The 22343-nt window shown below is 39.2% G+C and carries 21 protein-coding genes; 8 read left to right on the top strand and 13 right to left on the bottom strand.

Translation table 11 applies throughout. The features are described from left to right. The first annotated feature begins 1 nt into the window (after position 1). Positions 2–1042: an RluA family pseudouridine synthase gene (locus tag ACFSQP_RS12210; RefSeq protein WP_376894909.1), complete on the top strand. Its 1041-nt coding sequence runs from the start codon at positions 2–4 to the stop codon at positions 1040–1042. A 125-nt stretch (positions 1043–1167) separates the two neighbouring features. Further along, positions 1168–1926: a peroxide stress protein YaaA gene (gene yaaA / locus ACFSQP_RS12205; protein ID WP_376894907.1), complete on the top strand. Its 759-nt coding sequence runs from the start codon at positions 1168–1170 to the stop codon at positions 1924–1926. A 23-nt stretch (positions 1927–1949) separates the two neighbouring features. On the opposite strand, the gene ACFSQP_RS12200 is transcribed toward yaaA, so the two are convergent. Beyond that, a complete protein-coding gene (locus tag ACFSQP_RS12200; protein ID WP_376894906.1) occupies positions 1950–2081 on the bottom strand; it encodes a 30S ribosomal protein THX in 132 nt (43 codons plus the stop codon). A 262-nt stretch (positions 2082–2343) separates the two neighbouring features. Between ACFSQP_RS12200 and ACFSQP_RS12195 the strand changes: the two genes are divergently transcribed. Beyond that, complete coding sequence (locus ACFSQP_RS12195; RefSeq protein WP_376894904.1) at positions 2344–3588, top strand: fibronectin type III domain-containing protein; 1245 nt, start codon at positions 2344–2346, stop codon at positions 3586–3588. 156 nt (positions 3589–3744) lie between these two features. Beyond that, a complete protein-coding gene (locus ACFSQP_RS12190; RefSeq protein ID WP_376894902.1) occupies positions 3745–4056 on the top strand; it encodes a hypothetical protein in 312 nt (103 codons plus the stop codon). A gap of 54 nt (positions 4057–4110) precedes the next feature. Here the strand turns inward: ACFSQP_RS12190 and hemL are convergent, their stop codons facing one another. Genes hemL through ACFSQP_RS12175 form a run of 3 tightly spaced genes read right to left on the bottom strand, consistent with a single transcriptional unit; the run spans position 4111 to position 7122 of the window. After that, entirely contained in the window at positions 4111–5397 is a 1287-nt protein-coding gene (hemL, locus tag ACFSQP_RS12185; RefSeq protein WP_376894900.1) for a glutamate-1-semialdehyde 2,1-aminomutase, read from the bottom strand. A 16-nt stretch (positions 5398–5413) separates the two neighbouring features. Next, positions 5414–6229, bottom strand: a complete 816-nt coding sequence (locus tag ACFSQP_RS12180) for a glucosaminidase domain-containing protein (protein ID WP_376894898.1) — start codon at positions 6227–6229, stop codon at positions 5414–5416. A 2-nt stretch (positions 6230–6231) separates the two neighbouring features. Further along, positions 6232–7122: a 1-aminocyclopropane-1-carboxylate deaminase/D-cysteine desulfhydrase gene (locus ACFSQP_RS12175; RefSeq protein WP_376894896.1), complete on the bottom strand. Its 891-nt coding sequence runs from the start codon at positions 7120–7122 to the stop codon at positions 6232–6234. Between the two features lie 272 nt (positions 7123–7394). On the opposite strand from ACFSQP_RS12175, the gene ACFSQP_RS12170 reads away from it, so the two are divergent. Genes ACFSQP_RS12170 through ACFSQP_RS12160 form a run of 3 tightly spaced genes read left to right on the top strand, consistent with a single transcriptional unit; the run spans position 7395 to position 10106 of the window. Next, a complete protein-coding gene (locus tag ACFSQP_RS12170; RefSeq protein ID WP_376894894.1) occupies positions 7395–7544 on the top strand; it encodes a DUF5522 domain-containing protein in 150 nt (49 codons plus the stop codon). A gap of 10 nt (positions 7545–7554) precedes the next feature. Continuing rightward, positions 7555–9549 carry a urocanate hydratase gene (locus ACFSQP_RS12165; RefSeq protein ID WP_376894892.1) on the top strand — a complete coding sequence of 665 codons (1995 nt, stop codon included), beginning with the start codon at positions 7555–7557 and terminating at the stop codon, positions 9547–9549. Positions 9550–9569: 20 nt separating this feature from the next. Further along, positions 9570–10106: a DUF4136 domain-containing protein gene (locus ACFSQP_RS12160; protein WP_376894890.1), complete on the top strand. Its 537-nt coding sequence runs from the start codon at positions 9570–9572 to the stop codon at positions 10104–10106. A gap of 68 nt (positions 10107–10174) precedes the next feature. Here the strand turns inward: ACFSQP_RS12160 and ACFSQP_RS12155 are convergent, their stop codons facing one another. Further along, a complete protein-coding gene (locus ACFSQP_RS12155; RefSeq protein ID WP_376894888.1) occupies positions 10175–10522 on the bottom strand; it encodes a hypothetical protein in 348 nt (115 codons plus the stop codon). A 225-nt stretch (positions 10523–10747) separates the two neighbouring features. On the opposite strand from ACFSQP_RS12155, the gene ACFSQP_RS12150 reads away from it, so the two are divergent. Continuing rightward, complete coding sequence (locus tag ACFSQP_RS12150; protein ID WP_007646460.1) at positions 10748–10939, top strand: cold-shock protein; 192 nt, start codon at positions 10748–10750, stop codon at positions 10937–10939. Between the two features lie 135 nt (positions 10940–11074). On the opposite strand, the gene ACFSQP_RS12145 is transcribed toward ACFSQP_RS12150, so the two are convergent. From ACFSQP_RS12145 to ACFSQP_RS12110, 8 genes are all read right to left on the bottom strand, one after another. Then, on the bottom strand, positions 11075–13159 hold the full coding sequence (locus ACFSQP_RS12145; protein ID WP_376894887.1) for an alpha-ketoacid dehydrogenase subunit alpha/beta: 2085 nt from the start codon (positions 13157–13159) through the stop codon (positions 11075–11077). 148 nt (positions 13160–13307) lie between these two features. Continuing rightward, a complete protein-coding gene (locus ACFSQP_RS12140; RefSeq protein WP_376894885.1) occupies positions 13308–14624 on the bottom strand; it encodes a dihydrolipoamide acetyltransferase family protein in 1317 nt (438 codons plus the stop codon). A gap of 171 nt (positions 14625–14795) precedes the next feature. Beyond that, the gene (locus ACFSQP_RS12135) at positions 14796–15392 is read right to left on the bottom strand and encodes an acyltransferase (protein ID WP_376894883.1); all 597 of its coding nucleotides are present in this window, start codon (positions 15390–15392) and stop codon (positions 14796–14798) included. Positions 15393–15502: 110 nt separating this feature from the next. Continuing rightward, positions 15503–16252: an enoyl-CoA hydratase/isomerase family protein gene (locus tag ACFSQP_RS12130; RefSeq protein WP_376894881.1), complete on the bottom strand. Its 750-nt coding sequence runs from the start codon at positions 16250–16252 to the stop codon at positions 15503–15505. 81 nt (positions 16253–16333) lie between these two features. Next, on the bottom strand, positions 16334–18835 hold the full coding sequence (gene paaZ, locus ACFSQP_RS12125; protein WP_376894879.1) for a phenylacetic acid degradation bifunctional protein PaaZ: 2502 nt from the start codon (positions 18833–18835) through the stop codon (positions 16334–16336). 201 nt (positions 18836–19036) lie between these two features. Beyond that, positions 19037–20248 carry an acetyl-CoA C-acyltransferase gene (locus ACFSQP_RS12120; RefSeq protein ID WP_376894877.1) on the bottom strand — a complete coding sequence of 404 codons (1212 nt, stop codon included), beginning with the start codon at positions 20246–20248 and terminating at the stop codon, positions 19037–19039. 271 nt (positions 20249–20519) lie between these two features. Then, the gene (locus ACFSQP_RS12115; RefSeq protein ID WP_376894875.1) at positions 20520–20924 is read right to left on the bottom strand and encodes a PaaI family thioesterase; all 405 of its coding nucleotides are present in this window, start codon (positions 20922–20924) and stop codon (positions 20520–20522) included. Between the two features lie 117 nt (positions 20925–21041). Further along, positions 21042–22259: a 3-hydroxyacyl-CoA dehydrogenase NAD-binding domain-containing protein gene (locus ACFSQP_RS12110; protein ID WP_376894873.1), complete on the bottom strand. Its 1218-nt coding sequence runs from the start codon at positions 22257–22259 to the stop codon at positions 21042–21044. Positions 22260–22343: the final 84 nt, after the last annotated feature.

Below are 22343 nucleotides of genomic sequence, written 5' to 3'. Positions count from 1 at the left end.
TATGGCAAATTACACCCCAGAGGACACAAACGAATCGGACGATTTATTTGAACATTACGCATTTACTGCCGAAAAAGGGCAAACACCACTACGAATAGATAAATACCTCATGAATTTTATTGAAAACGCCACGCGCAATAAAATTCAGGCAGCAGCAAAAAACGGTAATATTTATGTAAACGACCAACCGGTAAAATCCAATTATAAAGTAAAACCACACGACAGTATACGGGTTCTTTTTGAGCATCCACCTTACGAATATTTACTAACCCCAGAAAATATACCACTAAATATTGTGTATGAAGATGCAGATTTATTGGTTATTAATAAAGAAGCTGGTATGGTTGTGCACCCCGGGCATGGCAATTATTCTGGGACCTTAATTAACGCTCTAATTTATCATTTCGAAAATTTACCAAACAATTCTAGTAATAGACCAGGATTGGTGCACCGGATAGACAAAGATACTAGCGGCTTGTTGGTTATTGCTAAAAATGAAGCGTCTATGGCTCATTTATCCAAACAGTTTTTCGATAAAACAAGCGAACGCGAATACATAGCCTTGGTTTGGGGAAATGTAGCAGAAGACGCCGGCACCATTACTGGGCATATAGGACGACATCCCAAAAACAGACTTCAAAACACCGTATATTTGGGCGATGAAAGCCATAAAGGCAAACCCGCCGTTACGCACTATCACGTTTTAGAACGATTAGGCTATGTTACCCTTGTTTCCTGTAAACTAGAAACTGGACGCACACACCAAATTCGTGTCCATATGAAGCATATTGGCCATACCCTATTTAATGACGCACGCTATGGCGGCGAACGTATTTTAAAAGGTACCACTTTTACAAAATACCGCCAATTTGTTGATAACTGTTTTAAAGCTTTACCCAGACAAGCTTTACACGCAAAAACACTGGGTTTTAAACATCCTAAAACAGGAGAAACCATGCGTTTTGATTCTGAAATTCCGGAAGATATGCAGGTTTGTATAGAAAAATGGCGTAACTACTCCAAACATCAAGAATCCGAATAGGTTTCATTTATAGTAATATAAAAAAGAATAGCCAACGTCATGGTTTTAATTCGGTTTGTAATTGTAACTTTACAGATATCAGGAATTCGATAGTGAACTAATTTGAAATTTTAAGCTTTATATTCATGAAACTTCTTATATCGCCAGCCAAATCGTTGGATTACGAAACTAAAGTACCAACCACCAAACATACCGAGGCTGTTTTTTTAAACGAAGCCGAACGCTTAAACAGTGTTTTAAAAACGAAATCGGCTAAAGACTTGTCCGAACTTATGGCAATTTCAGCCAATTTAGGACAGCTTAACTATGAGCGCAACCAAGAATGGGCTTTACCCTTTAACACCAAAACAGCTCGGCAAGCTATTTATGCCTTTAATGGCGATGTTTACCGCGGTTTAGACGCTTATACCATTCCCGCAGATAAAATTGAAACCATGCAACAAACGGTACGCATTTTGTCTGGCCTTTACGGTGTATTAAAACCGCTAGACTTAATTTTGCCATATCGCTTAGAAATGGGCACCAAACTTGGCGTAGATGAAAACAAAAACCTGTATGAATTTTGGAAAACTAAAATAACAGACGCTTTAAACGCCGAACTGGAAGATGATGATATTTTGTTAAATTTAGCTAGTAATGAATACTTTAAAGCGGTAAACACGAAGGAATTAAAGGTGCCTGTGGTACAAATAGATTTTAAAGAATATAAAAACGAGACCTACAAAACAATTGCCGTATATGCCAAAGCAGCCCGCGGCTTAATGGCACGTTTTGTGATAGATACCCAAGCTAAAAACTTGGACGATATAAAAGCGTTTAATTTAGATGGTTACGGATTAAGTGATGCCTTATCATCCAAAAACAAACTGGTATTTACCCGCTAAAAAACACAAAGGCCTGATTTATTTCAGGCCTTTGCTTTTTTGTCTACACTAATTTTGTCCTCCGGCCTAACACGTTTTTTAATTTTAGGACGCCTTACGCCATAAGACCCTCTGTTAATTTTTCCTCGCTTTGTTTTTTTATCGCCTTTTCCCATTTTATCTGTTTTTTTATTGACCTTAAGTTACCAAAAATTAATGAGGTTAAAAAACTATTTTCGTCTTGTTTTTAAATGACTTCAATAGTTTGTTACTCCTAAAAACATCCCTATTTTTCTGATCCACCTGTGGTTGATAAAAATAAATTCAATTAAAAAAAGGCAGAATTCATACTAAAAAATTAATATTTTAGATAAATTTTTACATTTATTTAGGTTTTTAAGTCTTAAAAATAGTATTTTAACACCCAAAAAAATAAAAATGAAATCTACTAGTTTATTCTTACTTATGTGTTTGGTGCTTATGGCATGCTCCAAAGATGACGAAACAGTTACCGTACAACAGTGTTCAAAACCAACCAACGGTACGGCCATTAATATAAGCGATACTAGTGCGCAAATTACTTGGAACGATAGTAACGGTGTTAGTAATTTTACATTGGAATATGGTCCTACAGGGTTTAGTTTGGGTTCGGGAACCATTGTAAATAGCACCAACCCGTTAGCCACTTTAAATAACCTAGCAGCTAATACAACCTACGATGTATACCTTAAAACAACCTGCACGGTAGATAACGTAAGTATGTATTCCGAGGTTATAAACTTTACCACCGCGGCACCAATGGTAATACCACAACTATTACCAAACTTATCTGACTTAAATTTATTTGTTGGAAATTTAGCCGATTTAACACCGAGCTCGCGCGCTTTTGAATATAACCTAAACACACCATTATTTACAGACTACGCGCACAAGCAACGCCTAATTGCCTTGCCTCCTGGCACGAGTTTAGATTATGTGGATAACGATTTTCCTGACTTCCCAGATAACACCTTAATTTCTAAAACCTTCTTTTACTTCAACGATGAGCGTAATGAAGCGTTAGGAAAGAAAATAATAGAAACGCGTATCCTAATTAAAATTAATGGTGAATGGGAACTGGGTAACTACAAGTGGAACGCAGCGCAAACAGATGCTGTTTTAGATGGTAATTCGCATACGGTTCCGGTTTCATTCACGAACACAGCAGGCGCAACGCTTTCAGTAAATTACGGTATCCCATCTATGTCTCAATGTATCGAGTGCCACAACAATAACAACATAATTACACCTATTGGTCCTAAATTAAGAACCATGAATTTTAATAACCAGCTACAAGATTTTATTAACGCTGGCTATTTAACCAACTTAACAAACCCAGATAATGTAACCACCCTACCTAATTGGGAGGATACTAGTTACACATTAGAGCAACGAGCAAGAGCTTATTTTGATGTAAACTGTGCCCATTGCCATTCCGATGGCGGTTTATGCGAAATTCAATCGGATTTACGTTTAACCTACGAAACCCCATTTGCCGAATCTATGATATTAGAGCGAAGCGGTAGTATTAATAATAGGATGCGCAATTACAACGAAGGGTTTAGTATGCCTTTAACGGGTACTAGCATGGTACACAACGAAGGATATGGCCTAATTAGACAGTATTTAAGCTCTTTAGAATAACATAACAAAAAACATAAAAACATACAACGTATTTCAAAAAAAAGGCGTGCGTTGTTGTTATAAAAGCTACTAACCAAAACCCCAAAAAACATGAACTTAAAACGCATTTTTACACTTGTGCTTTTTATATGCAGCGTGCCATTTTATGCACAGAATATGGCCGATAGCGATGCGCTGATTGCTAAATCAGCAGAGCTGCAAGTGCTCCATTTCGCCCAAGCATTGCAGCTTAACGACAAACAACAAGAACAAGCTCAAAACATTATTTTGAACTATTTAAAAACAGAAAAATTTAAAAACCTTATTACCAATAAACCAGACAAATTTCAGCCCAATCAAAATAAAGAACAGCAGGTTAAGCAAATTAATAGAGCACTTTTAGATATACCACAGTTTCAAAGGGAACTAACAAGTATATTAAATGAGAGTCAGGAACAAAAAATTAATAAATTAATTCCAAGAGAATAATTTACACCTGTTGAAAAACTAAAAAGCGATCTGATTTTCAGATCGCTTTTTTAATTATAGGCTCGCAGCTACTACATTCACGGCTTCAATAGTTTTGTCTAAATCTTCATAGCTCAAAGCATCAGTTATGAACCAAGTTTCAAAGGCACTTGGGGCAATATAAATCCCTTCTTTTAGCATGCCATGGAAAAAGGCTTTAAAAGTATCGTTATTACCTTCTGCTGCCGATTTAAAATCTACCACCGGTGTTTTGCTAAAGTGCACAGAGATCATGGAACCAATTCTATTAATAGTATGCACCACCCGATGTTTTTCTAGGGCCATAGCCATACCTTTATGTAAATAAGCTGTTTTTTCTTCTAACCTGTTATAAACAGCATTATCTGCATTTAAAGCTTCTAACATGGCTAGTCCGGCCGCCATAGCCAATGGATTTCCACTTAAAGTACCCGCTTGGTAAACAGGCCCAATAGGTGCCAGATAATTCATAATTTCCTCGCGTGCAGCAAAGGCTCCCACAGGCAATCCACCTCCAATAACTTTGCCAAAGCACACAATATCGGCTGCAACACCTAATAGCTGTTGTACGCCGCCTTTGGTTAAACGAAAACCGGTCATTACCTCATCAAAAATAAGTAAAATATTATGTTCGGTACACAGGGCTCTTAGACCTTCCAAGAAATTACCTTTTGGAGGAATACACCCCATGTTACCGGCTACAGGTTCAACAATAATGCAAGCTATTTCATCTTTATTGGCATTAAGTAGTGTGCGAACACTCTCCAAATCGTTATAGGTAGCCAGTAAGGTATCCTTGGCCGTACCTTGCGTAACACCCGGACTGTTAGGCGCACCAAATGTAACGGCGCCACTACCTGCTTGAATTAAAAAGCTATCGCTGTGTCCATGATAACAACCAGCAAACTTTATTATTTTATCCTTACCAGTAAACCCTCGTGCTAATCTTACCGCACTCATGCAAGCCTCGGTACCCGAATTAACAAACCGTATTTTATCGATGTTTGGAACCATAGAAACAGCCAATTCTGCAATTTTTGTTTCTATTTCGGTAGGCGTCCCAAAGGAGGTTCCTAGTTTTGTTTTTTCAATAACCGCGTCCACAACAGGCGGATAAGCATGACCCAAAATCATGGGGCCCCATGAGTTAATATAATCTATATAAGTGTTATCATCGGCATCAATTAAATACGGTCCATGCGCTTTTTTAATAAAAATTGGTGAACCTCCAACGGCTCCAAACGCTCTTACTGGCGAATTGACACCACCTGGAATTACCTTTTCTGCTTGTGCAAATAGTGCACTACTTCTTTTATATTGCATATAATTTGCTTAAAATTTAGTTGGCTTTAACAATAAGTATGTCGCCAATTTGTAAATTATTTGAAGTTAAGTTGTTTAGTTTTTTTAAGGTTTCAACCGATGTATTATAGCGGCGTGAAAGTGAGTATAACGTATCGCCTTTTACCACCCGATGACCGTTAATTGGTTCAGATACTGCGGATACTGTGGTTCTTTTTCCTACCACCACCTCGTCATATTCGTACAAGTTGTAGCGCTCAATTAAGCTAATTAATTTATCCGGATATTTTCTATCGGTGGCGTAACCAGCCGCCTTTAATTCGCGTGCCCAGCCTTTATAATCTGTAATATCTAAATCAAAAAGCTTGTAATAACGGCGGCGCTCGGTTAAAAACAAGGAATGATCGCGGTAGGAATATTTGGCATCTGTGTATTTTCGGAAACATTCCTGGGCTTCGTCATCATCATGATAAATTCGAGCACCAGTCCATTCATGACATTTAATACCAAAATGGTTTTTAGCTTGAACAGCTAGCCGCCCACGCCCGGAACTCGACTCTAAAATGCCCTGTGCCAATTTAATACTGGCTGGGATTTTATATAAACGCATTTCATCTTGCGCGATGGCGCTGTAGGTAGCAATATAAGCTTCCACAGGACTTAAATTTGCCACAGGTTGTTCTGGTTTGGAAGCAGGCGTTTCTGCAATTACCTTGGGTGTTATTACTGGTTTTTTTGAAACAACACGCTCCTTTTTATGCTGTTGTTTTTTAGATTTTGAACGAATATTCTTTTTCGAACCACAACCAAAAAGCAATAGCCCCATTATAAGCAAGATAACAATACGCCTCATTCTTATTTTATTTTTGTCATGTTTTTATTTTCTAAAACACGATTCATTCCTACAATACCTTGTAAACCTCCTGTATGAATCATTAATATCTTGGAACCTTCCGGAAAATAGCCTTTTTGTAACATATGAAACACCCCATAAACCATTTTACCCGTGTAAATGGGATCTAACGGTATGTTAAATTGTTCTTTAAAGTTGTTAATAAAACTAATTAATTCCGAATTTATTTTAGCATACCCACCAAAATGATATGCCGTTATTAGTTCCCAATTTTTTTGTTGTGCAAATTTACTAATATCTTTTGTTAAAAAATCACCTTTTAACGCCGGAAACCCCAGAATTTTTTGATGCACGTTTGCCGAATTAATTAAACCAGAAATGGTTCCGCCTGTACCCACAGCACAAGTAATATAATCGAATTGCGCATCGGCTTGTGTTAAAATTTCTTCGCAGCCTAAAACAGCCAATTCATTTGTCCCGCCCTCTGGTACGATGTAAAAACTACCAAACTTGTTTTGTAACAGTTGTAAAAATGCGGGGGTAGCCTTTTGCCTGTAGGCCTCACGCGAAACATAATATAATTGCATCCCCTGACTTTCGGCAAAGGTTAATGTACTATTAGGTTGTTTTTTATACTGTAATTCCTCGCCGCGTATAACACCAATTGTACCGAAACCGAAACGCTTCCCTGCTGCTGCCACTGCTGCAATGTGGTTGGAATAAGCACCTCCAAAGGTTACTAATTGCGAAAAATTTTGCGCTTTAGCCTCCAAAATATTGTATTTCAGCTTTCTGTATTTGTTACCAGAAACAAACGGATCTATTAAGTATTCGGGTTTTAAATACAATTGGTTTTGCAGCTGAATGTTAGAAATATCAGGAATTTTGAACATTTTTTAATTGTTTAGCACTCGTTTTGGAGTTGGCTATTTGGTTGTAAATTCAAAAATAACCGCAATTTTTAGAAAACCCGTTCAATTGGCTATTTTTAACACTTAATCAGGCAGCTTTTTAGCTACGGTTTCTAACAAATTGCAAGCCTAAAGTCACCCTAATATTGTTGACCAAAAAATTGTAAAATACGTTACCAGATTTGAAACTATATCCCGCCAAAAATGTTGCTAGCTGTTCTTAAAAACCGTCCAATTTGCCCTATATTTGTAATATGAAAAAGATAATACCGTTAGAAGAGGGCGATTTCTACCTAACTCCGGAAGGATATCGCTGTTTTACAGAGCAATACCATTTAAAGCGCGGCTACTGTTGCGAAAGTGGTTGCAGACATTGCCCTTATGGTTTTAACAAAAAAAAATAACACCTTACTTATGACATTTCAAGAACAAATACTTCAAGGAATACCAGACAATTTACCACCAGTAAAGCCCTACAATCCCGACATTAATCATGCCCCCAAACGAAAGGCTATTTTAAGTCCGGAAGAAGAAAAATTAGCTTTACAAAATGCGCTGCGTTATTTTGAGCCCAAACATCACGAAACTCTTTTGCCCGAGTTTAAGGAGGAACTAAAAACGTACGGCAGAATATATATGTACCGGTTTCGTCCAGAATATGAAATATACGCCAGACCCATAGATGCTTATCCGGCCAAAACAAAGCAAGCTGCAGCCATTATGCTAATGATTCAAAATAATTTAGATCATGCGGTGGCGCAACACCCACACGAACTAATAACCTATGGTGGTAATGGTGGCGTGTTTTCAAACTGGGCACAGTACCGGTTAACTATGAAGTATTTAGCTGAAATGACCGAAGAACAAACATTAGTTATGTACTCTGGTCACCCAATGGGCTTATTCCCATCTCATAATAATGCCCCACGGGTAGTAGTAACTAACGGCATGATGATTCCTAATTATTCCAAACCAGACGATTGGGAAAAATACAATGCCTTGGGTGTTACCCAATACGGGCAAATGACAGCTGGCAGTTATATGTACATTGGACCACAAGGTATTGTACATGGCACAACCATAACCGTTTTAAACGGCTTCAGAAAAATAAATAAATCGCCTAAAGGACACCTTTTTGTAACTTCTGGATTAGGTGGCATGAGTGGCGCGCAACCTAAAGCTGGTAATATAGCTGGCTGCGTTACGGTATGCGCCGAAGTAAACCCAAAAATAACCCAAGTTAGACTAGACCAAGGTTGGATAGATGAAAAAATAACCGATTTAGACGCCTTGGTTAAGCGCGTTAAAACCGCCAAGGGGAATAAAGAAGTGGTATCTATTGCCTATTTAGGAAACATAGTAGATGTTTGGGAGAAATTTGATGAAGAAAATATCCATATCGATTTAGGCAGCGACCAAACCTCCCTACACAATCCATGGGCTGGTGGCTATTACCCAGTAAACATGAGCTTTGAAGAAGCCAATAATTTAATGGCTAGTAATCCTGAATTATTTAAAGAAAAAGTACAAGAAACATTACGTCGCCATGCCAAAGCAATAAACAAACATACAGCAAAAGGCACCTACTTTTTCGATTACGGAAACGCTTTTCTACTAGAATCGTCCCGGGCTGGAGCCAATGTTTTATCCGATCACCCAAGTCACGGCCGCGAGTTTAAATACCCAAGTTATGTGCAAGATATTATGGGACCTATGTGTTTCGATTACGGCTTTGGTCCTTTTAGATGGGTGTGTGCCTCTGGTAATCCAGAAGATTTGGCCAAAACCGATGCCATTGCATGCCAAGTTCTGGAAGCTATAATGAAAGAAGCACCAGAAGAAATTAAACAGCAAATGGCAGATAACATCCAATGGATTAAAGGCGCTCAAGAAAATAACCTTGTAGTGGGTTCGCAAGCGCGTATTTTGTATGCCGATTCTGAAGGCCGCATAAAAATTGCACAAGCCTTTAACGAGGCTATTGCGGCGGGCAAAATAGGACCAGTAATACTGGGCCGCGACCATCACGATGTATCTGGAACCGATTCACCATACAGAGAAACTAGTAATATTTACGACGGCTCCAGATTTACAGCCGATATGGCTATCCATAACGTTATTGGCGATAGCTTTAGAGGTGCTACTTGGGTAAGCATTCATAACGGCGGTGGCGTTGGCTGGGGCGAGGTTATAAATGGTGGCTTTGGTATGATTATTGATGGTTCTAAAGAGGCGGAAACACGATTAAAGTCCATGCTTTTTTGGGATGTAAACAATGGAATCTCGCGCAGAAGCTGGGCCCGAAACGACGAAGCTATCTTTGCTATAAAACGGGCTATGGAAGCGGAACCTAATTTAAAAGTTACCATACCAAATAAAGTAGACGATGCATTAATGGATTCGCTTTAACCTTTAAACATATCGGTATCATGAAAAAAACAATTTTAACTACGGTAATGGCGCTTGTTTTAGCTGTTAGTTTTACGTCTTGTAGCTCGGTACAAGTAGTTGCAGATTACGACAAACAAGTAAATTTTGACACCTTTAAAACATTTGCTTTTTATAAGCCTGGGATAGACAAAGCCGAAATTAACGATTTAGATAAACGCCGCATTTTAAGAGCTATCGAAGCCGAAATGCAAGCAAAAGGTTTTACTAAATCTGAAAACCCAGATTTATTGGTAAGTATTATTGCCTCCTCACGCGAAAAAATTGACGTTTATAACAACTACTACGGTGGTTGGGGCTGGGGCTGGAATCCTTATTTTTATGGTAATTACAATACAGTGTCTACCTCAACAGAAGGAAGCTTGTATATCGATTTAATTGATGCCAAAAACAAAGCTTTAGTATGGCAAGGCCAAGGGGTTGGTTACCTAACCGGAAATATGGAAACCAAAGAAACCCGTATACAAGAGTTTGTGACAAGTATTTTGGCAGCATACCCGCCACATCAGAAAAAATAATGTTGAGAAAATGGTACAAAAAAAAAGCGACAAAATATGTCGCTTTTTTTTATACTATCTTTACTTGTTTACTTTTTATTCTGTAAAGAAGTTTGATATGTTTTAAACTGGCTAGCTGTTAAAACCTTTTTTAAACCTTCTTCTGCACGTTGGTTCATGGTCTTAATACCTTCTTGTCTAAATGAATCCGAAACATCTTTCTTTAGCAATTCACTCATGTTTTGCTCAAAATCAACTAGCACCTTAAATACGTCGCCTTGCTGATCGCCTGTTAAATTCACAAGCTGGTGTATTTCATATGTTTTTTGTTTCGCAATAGCCTCCGGACCTACTTGTCTGTCAGTTTGTGCGCTTGACATTTGCATGCCCACAAAAAACAATGCTATAAAACTAAAAAGTGAAATGTATTTTTTCATAATAAGTAAAAATTTATATACATGATTAATAAGGTCTAAATATACAAAATATATCCATATTTTAACAAAAACGTATTTTTTATTAAAAAAAACTAACAACTCCCTAGTAATAAGTCGCTAACATATTAAAAAGTCTGTTTTAAATAATCATAAAAATACTTTACAAAAACCACTTGGGAACCAATTTATTACGCTACCTTTGTGACTTAATTTAATAAATATATTATGAGTACTGGTACAGTAAAATTTTTTAATGACTCTAAAGGTTTTGGATTCATAACAGAAGAAGGAAACAATAAAGAGCATTTTGTTCACATTTCTGGCTTAATCGATGAAGTAAGAGAGGGAGACCAAGTTGAATTCGATTTAACAGAAGGTAAAAAAGGATTAAACGCGATTAACGTAAAAGTTATCTAATTATATACTTTTAAGACTTTATTTAAAAAGCCTATCATTTTCATGATAGGCTTTTTTTGTTGGTATAAATTTGGTTGTATTTTCGCTTATTTAGTTTTCCCTATCTTCATACCAAGGTCACTACAACCTTACATACTAATAATTTAATAATGCAGTTATTTTATTTTTAACTTTTTCGGTGGACGGAATCATGGTCTTCTCTAAAGTAGCATTTAACGGAATAGCCGGCATATTTTCACTTCCAATAACCATAACAGGCGCATCTAACTGCTTAAAGCATACCTCCTGAATTTTTCCTGCCAAGGCACCAGCAAAACTGTTGCTACTTGGTTCTTCAGTAACTACCAGACATTTGCCTGTTTTTTTAACAGACGCCATAACCGTGTCTTCGTCCAGAGGGTATAAAGTGCGTAAATCTATAATTTCAATACAATCTTGCAGCCCTAATTCTTCCGAAGCATTCATAGCCCAATGAACCCCCATACCATAGGTAACAATGGTAAGCGTTTCCATATGCTCTTGTTTCCATATTTCTTGCAAAACCCAAGCTTTTCCAAATGGCAGCATATAATCCTCCGCTGGTTCTACAGAGGTTGCCCCTTGTGCTCCAGGTACTTTGGACCAGTACAAGCCTTTATGTTCCAATATCACAACTGGATTGGGGTCGTAATACGCCGCTTTCATTAAACCTTTTAAATCGGCGCCATTACTTGGATAAGCTATTTTAATCCCTCTAATGTTTGTTAAAACACTCTCTACCGAGGAGGAATGATAAGGCCCACCACTACCATAAGCACCAATAGGCACGCGTAAAATCATACTAACGGGCCATTTACCATTGCTTAAATAGCAACTTCTGCTAACCTCGGTAAATAACTGATTTAAACCAGGCCAAATATAATCGGCAAACTGTACTTCCACAATCGGTTTTAAACCAACCGCACTCATACCAACCGTAGACCCCACAATAAAAGCCTCCTGTATAGCCGTATTAAAAACCCGTTCATCGCCAAATTTTTGTGCCAATGTAGCCGCCTCTCTAAACACACCACCTAATCTGCCTCCCACATCTTGTCCATATAAAAGACATTCTTTATGTGTTTTCATAAGTTCTTCTACGGCAAATAAGGCACAGTCCACCATAACCACCTTTTCTGCACCCTCTGGCGCACGCTCACCCTGCTCCTGGGTAATAGGAGTTGGCGCAAAATCGTGTGTAAACAAGTCCTCGGGCTGTGGATCGGAAGCCTGTAAAGCCGTTTCAAAATCCTTTTGTACCGTTTTTTTGGCTGCCTGCTCCAACGCCGCTATAGCCTCTGCGGTAAAACCATTATCCACCAATTGCGATTTAATAACTGGATACGGGTCTCTGGTTTTGGCCTCTTCCAAATCATCGCGATACCATTCCATTCTTACACCAGATGTATGATGATTTAATAAGGGCACTCTGGCATGTACTAAAAATGGTCGGCGTTCCGTGCGCATTGTATTAATTACGGCTTCTAAGGTTTCATAACAAGTAGTAAAATTAGCACCGTCAATACTTATAGCCTCCAAACCATGAAATCCTTTGGCATATTCATAGGCGTTTTGAGCGCGGGTTTCTGCAGCATTTGCAGAAATATCCCAACCATTATCTTGCACTAAAAACAAAATTGGTAGTTGCTTTAATGCAGCCATTTGAAACGCTTCAGCCACCTCGCCTTCTGTAACAGAGGCATCGCCTAACGAACATACCGTAATAGGCCGTTTTTTAGCCAACTCCATGTCTGATACCGCTACATGCGTATTGGTTAAACCCTGTTGCTCTATATATTTCATACCCATGGCAGCCCCTGTTGCCGGAATAGCTTGCATCCCCGTTGCAGAAGATTGATGCGGTATTTTTGGTTTATCGGCGTCCTTTAAACTGGGATGACTGTAGTAGGTCCGGCCCGCTGAAAATGGATCGTCTTTTTTGGCGAGTAATTGCAACATTAACTGTTCAGGTTTTACACCAAACGACAATAACATCGCATCATCTCGGTAATACGGATAGGCATAATCCTGTGGCAGCAATTGCATACCTAAAGCCACTTGGATGGCCTCATGACCGCGCGAAGTAGCATGCACATATTTGGATACTTGCTTAAAATTTGCCTCATACAACTCTGCCATACTTTTGGCCGTGCTAATTATGGAAAATCCTTTTTGTAATATATTTTTGTTTATTTTACTCATAGCTTATTTTTTTATGGCGTTACCCAAGGGGTCGGGCTTTCCGCTATATCTTTTTTGAAAAACCAAAAAAGGATGCCGCATCAATCCCTAACGCAATACAACACAAACATGCTTGTTATTTACAAAAACATGTGTCGTTTGTTGCTTATTACACATTTCTATTTACATCAAACTGTTCAAAGTAATCGGCTACCCGGCGCACAAAACTACCTCCCAAATAACCATCCACAACGCGGTGATCAAAGGATAAGGATAAGTACATCATGCTGCGTATAGCAATTTCATCGCCTGTTTCTGTTTCTATCACTTCGGCACGTTTTTTAATTATGCCCAAAGCCAAAATAGCTACTTCTGGCTGATTAATAATTGGCGTGCCCATTACGCTACCAAAAGTTCCCACGTTCGAAATAGTAAACGTACTGCCTTTAATATCGTCCGCCGCCAATTTGTTATCGCGTGCCTTAGCTGCTAAAGCGTTTACGTTTGTGGCTAGCGCTCTTAAATCTTTTGTATCGGCATTTTTTACCACCGGAACAATTAAATTACCGCTTGGTAACGCGGTTGCCATACCAATGTTAATGGCGTCCTTAATTATAATTTTATTACCATCTACAGATGCATTTATATTTGGGAAATCTTTTACGGCTTTTGCTACAGCTTCCACAAATAAAGGGGTAAAGGTTAAACGCTCGCCATATTTTTCTTCAAAAGCTTTTTTATGCTTGTTGCGCCAATTTACCATATTGGTCATATCTGCCTCTACATAAGCCGTTACATGCGGAGCCGTGTGTTTGGAATACACCATATGATCCGCAATCATTTGGCGCATTCTGTCCATTTCTACAATTTTGCCTTTACCTTTATCGAAGGTCAATTGCGGTATTCTGTAAGCTGTTGGATCATGGGCTACTGCCTGGCTAAATTGATAAGGCCGGCCTGTATCCAAATACTTAAATAGATCGCTTTTTCGGAGACGCCCCTCATGTCCTGTACCGGGAATTCGGGCCAGTTCTTCAAAACTAATATGTTGTTGTTTGGCTATTTCTATAATAAGCGGCGAAAAAAATGTATTCGCATTAACCGCAGCCGTTTTAAAACTAGGTGCCGCGCTTGGTGCTCCTGCCGCTTTGTTGGCATCTTTTTTAAGTTTTTGGGCTTCCGGGGCAACTTTGGTTTCAGACTTTTTAACTGGTTTTAAGGCCTGTTCTGCATCCTCTGCTACTTCTATAACAGCTATTTCTTGCCCTACTGGAACCACATCTTTGGCTTTATGGTGTATCGTTATTAGTTTACCACTTACGGGAGCTGGCACTTCATTATCTACTTTATCTGTGGCTACTTCCAAAATTATATCGCCTTCTTCAAAATATGCGCCTTCAGAAACCAACCAATTTATAATGGTTCCTTCGGTGATACTCTCGCCCATTTTGGGCATTTTTAATGAAAATGTATTGGTTGTGCTCATGTTTTCTATTTACCTTGTTTTAACAGCGGTTTTCAATCTGTTACATTTTATCTGGTTGTTTTACAAGTTTGTGTGTGTTTTATGCGTTAGCGATTGAACGGTTTGTTTGAGCTCTCTCGACTTTTGTCGTGAAGCGAGTAGTGAAAGCGCGACCCCTGCGGTAACGCCCCACTAATTTTTCATAAAATCGCGTAAGGTTTTATACACATTTTCTTGAATTTTCATGTTTTCGGGTACCTCGCGCAAAGGTTCTACCGCTTGCAAGCTATCATGGCATTGGGCTGGTAATTGCTGGTACAACTGGGTTCCCTTTGTTTTCCATGCTATCATAGCGTCCGATACTTGTTTAACTACCTTGGCCGGATTTCCTACTACTAAACTGCGTTTTGGTATTTTGGTTTCTGCTTTTACAAACGCCATAGCACCAACTATACTTTCGTCGCCAATTTCGGCATCGTCCATTATTACTGCATTCATGCCAATTAAACAATTTATACCCAAATTAGCGCCGTGAATAATGGCGCCGTGACCAACGTGGGCACTTGCTTTTAAGGTAATAGATTTACCAGGAAACATGTGTACCGTACAGTTTTCTTGAACATTTACGCCATCCTCCAGTATAATTTGCCCCCAGTCGCCACGAATAGCCGCACCAGGACCTATATAGCAATTTTTTCCTATGATTACGTTTCCGGTAACGGCAGCTAGCGGATGCACAAAACTTGATGGATGCACCACAGGGGTAAAGTTGTTAAATTTATAAATCATAGTTTGCCGTATATTTATCGGGGTTGTTTACTTTGGTTTTGTGCGCTGCAACCCAAAATAGCACGGGCGTTTTGTCTGCAAAAACAAATTTGCAAATACCTGCTATTTTATTATTTAAATCCTTTTAATTTTTCTTTAGTAAATTCGGATAACACCAATCGGCCGCTAGTGGCAGCACGCTCGGCTAGCAAGGCATCCCAATTACTGGTACCTGTCCAAAATACTTTTTTCATTTCGGCCATAGCCTCTGGATTATAAGTGCACAGTAATTGCGCTGTTTGATGCACAGCTTCATCCAATGCCTGGGTGTTTTCGTACACCTCGGTATAAAGTCCTTTTTGTTTGGCCCATTCTGCCGGATAAAAGGTATTGGCATTTATAGCTATTTGCGACATAGCACTTAAGCCCATTTTACGCTCTATAGCAGGACCTACAACAAAGGGACCAATACCAATGTTTAGTTCGCTTAACTTAATGGCTGCAAATTTAGTTGCCATACAGTAATCTGTTGCGGCGGCCAAACCAACACCACCACCAACGGTTTTACCCTGTATACGACCAATTATAAATTTTGGGCAGGTACGCATGGCATTAATTACATTGGCAAATCCAGAGAAGAAAACTTTCCCTGTGGCTTCGTCGTTTATGTTAATGAGCTCGTTAAAGCTAGCGCCGGCACAAAAGGTGCGGTCGCCCCCACTTTTTAAAACCAGTACTTTTACTTCTTTATTTGTACCAGCATTGGTAATGGTTTGGGCTAACTGGGCTAAAACATTGCTAGGCAAAGAGTTATGCGCTGGATGAAAAAACTCGATGTGCGCGATACCATTGTTTATGGTTTGTGTTACGTATGGTTCCATTTGTAATTTTATGCTTTCCCTAAAAAAGGGTTTTAATTATACGGTTAATTTAATGGTTACTGTTTAATAAAAACTTGATGTTTACAGCAGCTTAAACTGTTCAAAATGATGGTTTAAATGTTTACGCTCCAACAAATACCATTCGTATTTGTTTAAATGGCCAAACACAATATTTTTTAAAACAGCTTCTGGATGTTGTTCAAAATACAACAGATACTTGTCGCGCTGTTCTATTAATTTAGTAATAGCTGTTTCTAAATCTGGGTGTTGTAATGGCGCTAGAGTATTTGTTTCCAACAACGGAAAATTGGTACCTTTTGGAAACTTCTCGTAATTGTATAAGCTGTTGTGAACTTTTTCTAATATTTTTTCGGGTGTGGCTATTTCAAAATCTTGAATGTCGCCCGCCGCTATTTTATAGGTAAACTCCAAATGTTCAACCATGTGCTGCGGTGTCATTATACCCCATTGTGGTTTTGTATCTGGTGTTAATTTTTTAAGGTATTTAGTAATTGTTTCTGTGGTAAGCTCTTCAAAAACCGTTTGCTTTTTCTCCACCATAGTAAGTACGGTTGCAAAGGCAACTTTTTCGTGTGTAAGTGCATCAAAAACTTCTACATACCATTTTACAATACCACTTGGATGCTCGGCGGAGGCCACATCGCGATCAATTTTTTGCTGACAAGTTAAGCGTACATAAATTGTATCGTTATGGTATAAAGGGCGTAAAAAACGACATTCTTCCAAACCATAATTAGCAGCAACAGGCCCTTTGTTAGGGTAAACGAACAAACCTGCCGCAGCCGAAATTATAAAATAACCGTGAGCGGTTCGTTTTTCAAAAATACTGCCATCCAATGAGGTAATATCGGTGTGCGCGTAGAAATGATCCCAGGTTACATTGGCAAAATTAATAATATCCGTATCGGTTAAAGTCCGGTTATGCGTTTTTAACGACATACCCGGCTGAATATCTTCCCAATGGTATTTAAAAGGGTGTTGTTCTGCCTCCTTATAGTCTGCATTTTGCTGATAAATACCAGTAATTTCGGTTAAAGTAGTGGGCGACCCTTGTATAGCAGTGCGTTGCAAGTAGTGTTTTATGCCACGCATACCGCCCATTTCCTCGCCACCACCAGCACGTCCTGGACCACCGTGTACCAAATTAGGGAGTGGCGAGCCATGCCCTGTACTTTCCTTGGCCATATCGCGGTTTATAACCAAAATCCGACCATGATGACTGGCTGCTTGCACCACATAATCTGTTGCTATTTTGTTATTGTAAGTTGCTATAGAAGACACTAACGAACCTTTACCCATGTGGGCCAGCGTGATTGCTTCGTCCAAATTTTTATAAGGCATTATGGTGCTTACTGGACCAAAGGCTTCCTTTTCATGAACCGCTAAATTGGTAAAAGGCTGGTCTTCGCGAAGCAAGATAGGTGCTAAAAAAGCGCCTTTTTGGGCATCGGCACCAATGGTTTCCACGGTATCTAAATTACCGTACACTATTTGTGCTGTTTTTGCTAACTCCTGAACACAGTCTTTAACCTCATTAACCTGATCTTTACTTACTAAAGCGCCCATACGTACTTCTTTTAACCGCGGGTCGCCAATGGTAATTTTATCCAGAGCCTTCCCTAAGGCTATTTGTACGTCTTCTACTAGGTTTTCTGGAACAATTATACGGCGAATGGCTGTACATTTCTGACCACATTTTACGGTCATTTCATTGCGCACTTCTTTAATAAATAAGTCGAATTCTGGGGTACCAGGCACGGCATCTTCTCCTAATACCGATGCATTTAGCGAATCTGCTTCCATATTAAAGGGTACAGACTCCTCCAAAATACGTTTATGCGCTTTTAATTTTTTTCCAGTCGCTGCCGATCCGGTAAAAGTCACCACATCCTGCGATTCTACGGTATCCAAAATAGTACGAGCCGAACCCGTTATTAACTGCAAAGCACCCTCTGGTAAAATACCCGAAGCAATAATTTCGCGCACAACAGCTTCTGTTAAAAAAGAAGTGTTTGTGGCTGGCTTTACTACTGCCGGCACACCAGCCATCCAGTTGCTAGCACATTTTTCCAGCATGCCCCAAACCGGGAAATTAAAGGCATTTATATGCACGGCAACCCCTCGTTTTGGGACCATGATATGATGGGCCATAAACCTACCACCACGCGACAAATCGATTGGATCACCTTCCACATGGTATGATTGATTTGGAAATAATTTTCGTAACGAAGCATTTGCAAATAAATTTCCAAAGCCTCCTTCAATATCTATCCAACTATCAATTTTTGTAGCGCCGGTGCGGTAACTTAATTCGTAAAACTGATTTTTTCGTTTGGTTAAATATAGCGCCAAGCTTTTAAGCATATTGCCGCGTTCTTGAAAAGTCATTTTTCGCAATTTCTCGCCACCTTTCGTCCGACCGTAATGAAGAATTTCTTCAAAATTTAGGCCTTCGGTATCGGACAAAGCCACAATATCTCCAGTAACGGCATCAAACATAGGTACGCCTTCGCCTGTACCTTCAACCCAATTGCCTGTTACGTAATTCTGTATTTTTTTCATCTTTAGTGCCATGCTTCCTTAAGAGAAGGCTTGTTTAGTAATTTATATCTTATCTTAAAAGTTGTATAAGCTTTGTTTTGTCTTATTTAAGGCTTAATTCTGTTCATTGTTACTTTTTAAAACGCTGTTAGCTTCTTTACTGCTAATTAGTTTTGCCCCATTAACAAGCTGTTATAAAAAACAAAAACCAACTGCAATTTGTTAGGCTACGTTTTCAATTATAGCCGCATAACCCTGTCCTACCCCAATACACATAGTTATTAAGGCATATCGTTTTCCAGTTTCTTTAAGCTGTAACGCCGCCGAATAGGCAATTCTGGTTCCTGTTACGCCCAAGGGGTGCCCAATAGCAATGGAACCTCCGTTAGGATTTAAACGCGGATCGTTGTCGGCCAAGCCCCAAGCTCGCGTGCAGGCCAAAGCCTGTGCTGCAAAGGCCTCATTAAGCTCAATAACATCCATGTCCGCCAGCGTTAAACCGGCCTTTTCCAAGGCTTTATTAGCTGCTTCTACAGGACCAATTCCCATTATACGTGGCGCTACACCAACAACCGCCGAACTTACAATGCGTGCTAACGGCTTAAGTTGGTATTTTTTTACAGCTGCATCCGAAGCTATAATTGTAGCGGCAGCACCGTCGTTTAAACCAGAAGAATTTCCGGCGGTTACGCTACCACCTTCCGGCTTAAAAGCACCTCGTAACTTTCCTAAAACAGCCAAGGTTGTTTGTGGTTTTACAAATTCGTCTGTAGCAAACAGAATAGGCTCTTTTTTTCGCTGTGGAATTTCAACGGTCATAATTTCTTTTGCTAATCGGCCATTTTTTTGAGCTTTAGCAGCTTTCATCTGGCTCCAGTAGGCAAATTTATCTTGGTCTTCCCGAGAAATTTGATACATATCTACCAAATTTTCAGCTGTTTGCCCCATGCCATCCGTGCCATAAAGTTTGTGCATTTTTGGATTAACAAAGCGCCAACCAAAGCTAGAATCGTACATTTTGGCATCTGTACCAAAACCTTTAGAAGGTTTGGCTATTACATAAGGCCCGCGGGTCATGTTTTCTACACCACCAGAAATAAAAATATCGCCATCGCCAGCCTTAATGGCGCGGTTAGCATGAATAATTGCCGATAAGCCAGAACTGCACAATCTGTTTACAGTTTCGCCAGGAACGGTTACTGGTAAGCCTGCTAACAGCAAAGCCATACGCGCCACATTTCGGTTATCTTCGCCTGCTTGATTGGCACAGCCTAAAATAACATCGTCGTAGGCACTTGCTGGAATGTTTGGATTTCGTTTTACCAGTTCGGCTATAACCAATGCTGCCAAATCGTCCGTGCGGACTGCAGATAAAGTACCTTGATAACTTCCTATTGGTGTTCTAATACCATCTATAATATATGCGTCTTTCATTTGTAATACCCCAAATTTGGGTGTCTTTTAATGTTGTTTTTTTGGCATTCCCTAAAGGTCGGGCTTTCCGTTATATCTTTTTTACATGTTTAGTGGCTTCTTTTCAATCCACTTTGTCATTTATTTTAAATTTTCAACCAAACTAATTAGTAGTAGCTTGTAAAAAAGGATGCCACTGCAATCCCTAATGCAGGCTTTTACCTGTTTTTAAAATTTATCAAATTTAAGAAAGTCTTTTTACTTATTAAAAATCCTTCGTAAACAGTCTGTTTTAAGTCCACTCTTTCCCAGTTCGGTAAACCACGCCTTTAAAAAGGGCTACTAGTTGGTCTGCGCGTTTTACTTCAATTATATTAAAACCAAGCTTGTTTTTTACGCTTTCTATTACCGATTCGGCTATAATATAATCACCTTCGTTTAAAGCTTCTATATGGTTTATACTCGTTTCAATAGATACGGCGTATTTTCCATGGGTGTTGGCCGCAAAACCAAAGGCAGTATCGGCTAGTGCATAACTAATACCACCATGGGCCTTATTCATACTATTAAGCATCTCTTTTCTAATAGTCATGCCCAACTTTACCCGGCCTACTTGGCAGTCTAAAATTTCTATGCCCAGCCACTGGCTGTAAGCATCCAAACGCAACATATTATGCGGTATTTTTTCTCCGTCCATGGGTTTGTGTCAATCTATTAAATCAGGTTATATAACATGGCCGTTTTGCATTATTTCTATTCCATGCATACCGTTATCAGCCTGTTTTTTTTTAAGTCTTACTAAATTCTGTTTTCGTTAAAAAAAGGTTGTTTGCTCGGTTTGCATTTGGCGTAACAGCGGACTACAGCGGTAGCGGTCTTCCCGATAGGTATTGTAGAGCGCATCCATTTCAGTTACGCACCAATCGATGCCTTTATCATCTGCCCAAGCCAATAAACCTTTCGGGTAGTTTACACCTTTAGTCATAGCATTATCAATATCCGTAGCCGATGCAATATTTAAAAATAAGGCATCAGCAGCCTCATTAATAAGCATTACTAAAATACGGTTACAAATACTTTGCATTTGTTCTGTATTGGCAGGTTTTTGGGTTTCTTCCGGCAATACCATTTTGCCGTTATTATCGTATTCATAAAAACCAATACCCGATTTTCTACCCAGGTAACCAGCTTCTGAAAAACGCTTTTGGGTAAACGAAGGCTTGTAACGTGGATCGAAGTAAAAGGCATTAAATACGGTTTCGGTAACGGTATAGTTAACATCGTTACCAATAAAATCCATAAGCTCAAAAGGCCCCATTTTAAAACCACCAATGGTTTTCATGGCCGAGTCGATTGTAAAAAAGTCGGCTATCCCTTCTTCGTAAATACGCAAGGCTTCGCCATAAAACGGCCTAGCCACTCGGTTTACAATAAAACCTGGTGTATCTTTGGCAACCGCAACGGTTTTGTTCCAACTAGAAATTGTATCGATGGTTAGCTCCAGCGTTTCGTAAGATGTTTGAATAGCCGGAATAACCTCCACTAACTTCATTAGTGGTGCCGGGTTAAAAAAATGAATCCCAACGCAACGTTTTGGCTGTTGTAAGGAAGCGGCTATGGATGCCACAGACAAACTTGAGGTGTTTGTGGCTATAATACAAGATTCGGATACATAGGATTCCAATTCTGTAAACACCGATTTTTTAACCTCTAAATTTTCTACTATGGCCTCGATAATTACATTTGAATCGGCTAAATCTTTTAATTGAGTTACATAGTTAATCCGATTTTGGATATTATTTTTTTCTGTTGCATCTATACGTTGTTTAACAACTAAACGTGCTAATATTTTCTCTAAAGCCGTTTTAGCTTTGTCTAAAGCAGCTTGATTGGTGTCGAAAATATTAACTTGACATCCGGCTGTGGCTGCTACTTGGGCAATACCACTTCCCATAGTGCCTGCCCCTATAATACCAACAACATGAATTTGATTTGGTTTATTAGTTGGTTTTGTGTGATTAGTTTCACTCATATTTTTAAAACTCTTTGTATTGTTACGGTCTCTTTTTATTCTGAACTTGCTAGGCAATGCAAGCACTGGTTGTTTCTACTTAAA

The organism is Bizionia sediminis (assembly GCF_042684585.1).
GTDB classification, from domain to species: Bacteria; Bacteroidota; Bacteroidia; order Flavobacteriales; family Flavobacteriaceae; genus Algorimicrobium; species Algorimicrobium sediminis.
This window is presented reverse-complemented; position numbering and strand designations above follow the sequence as displayed.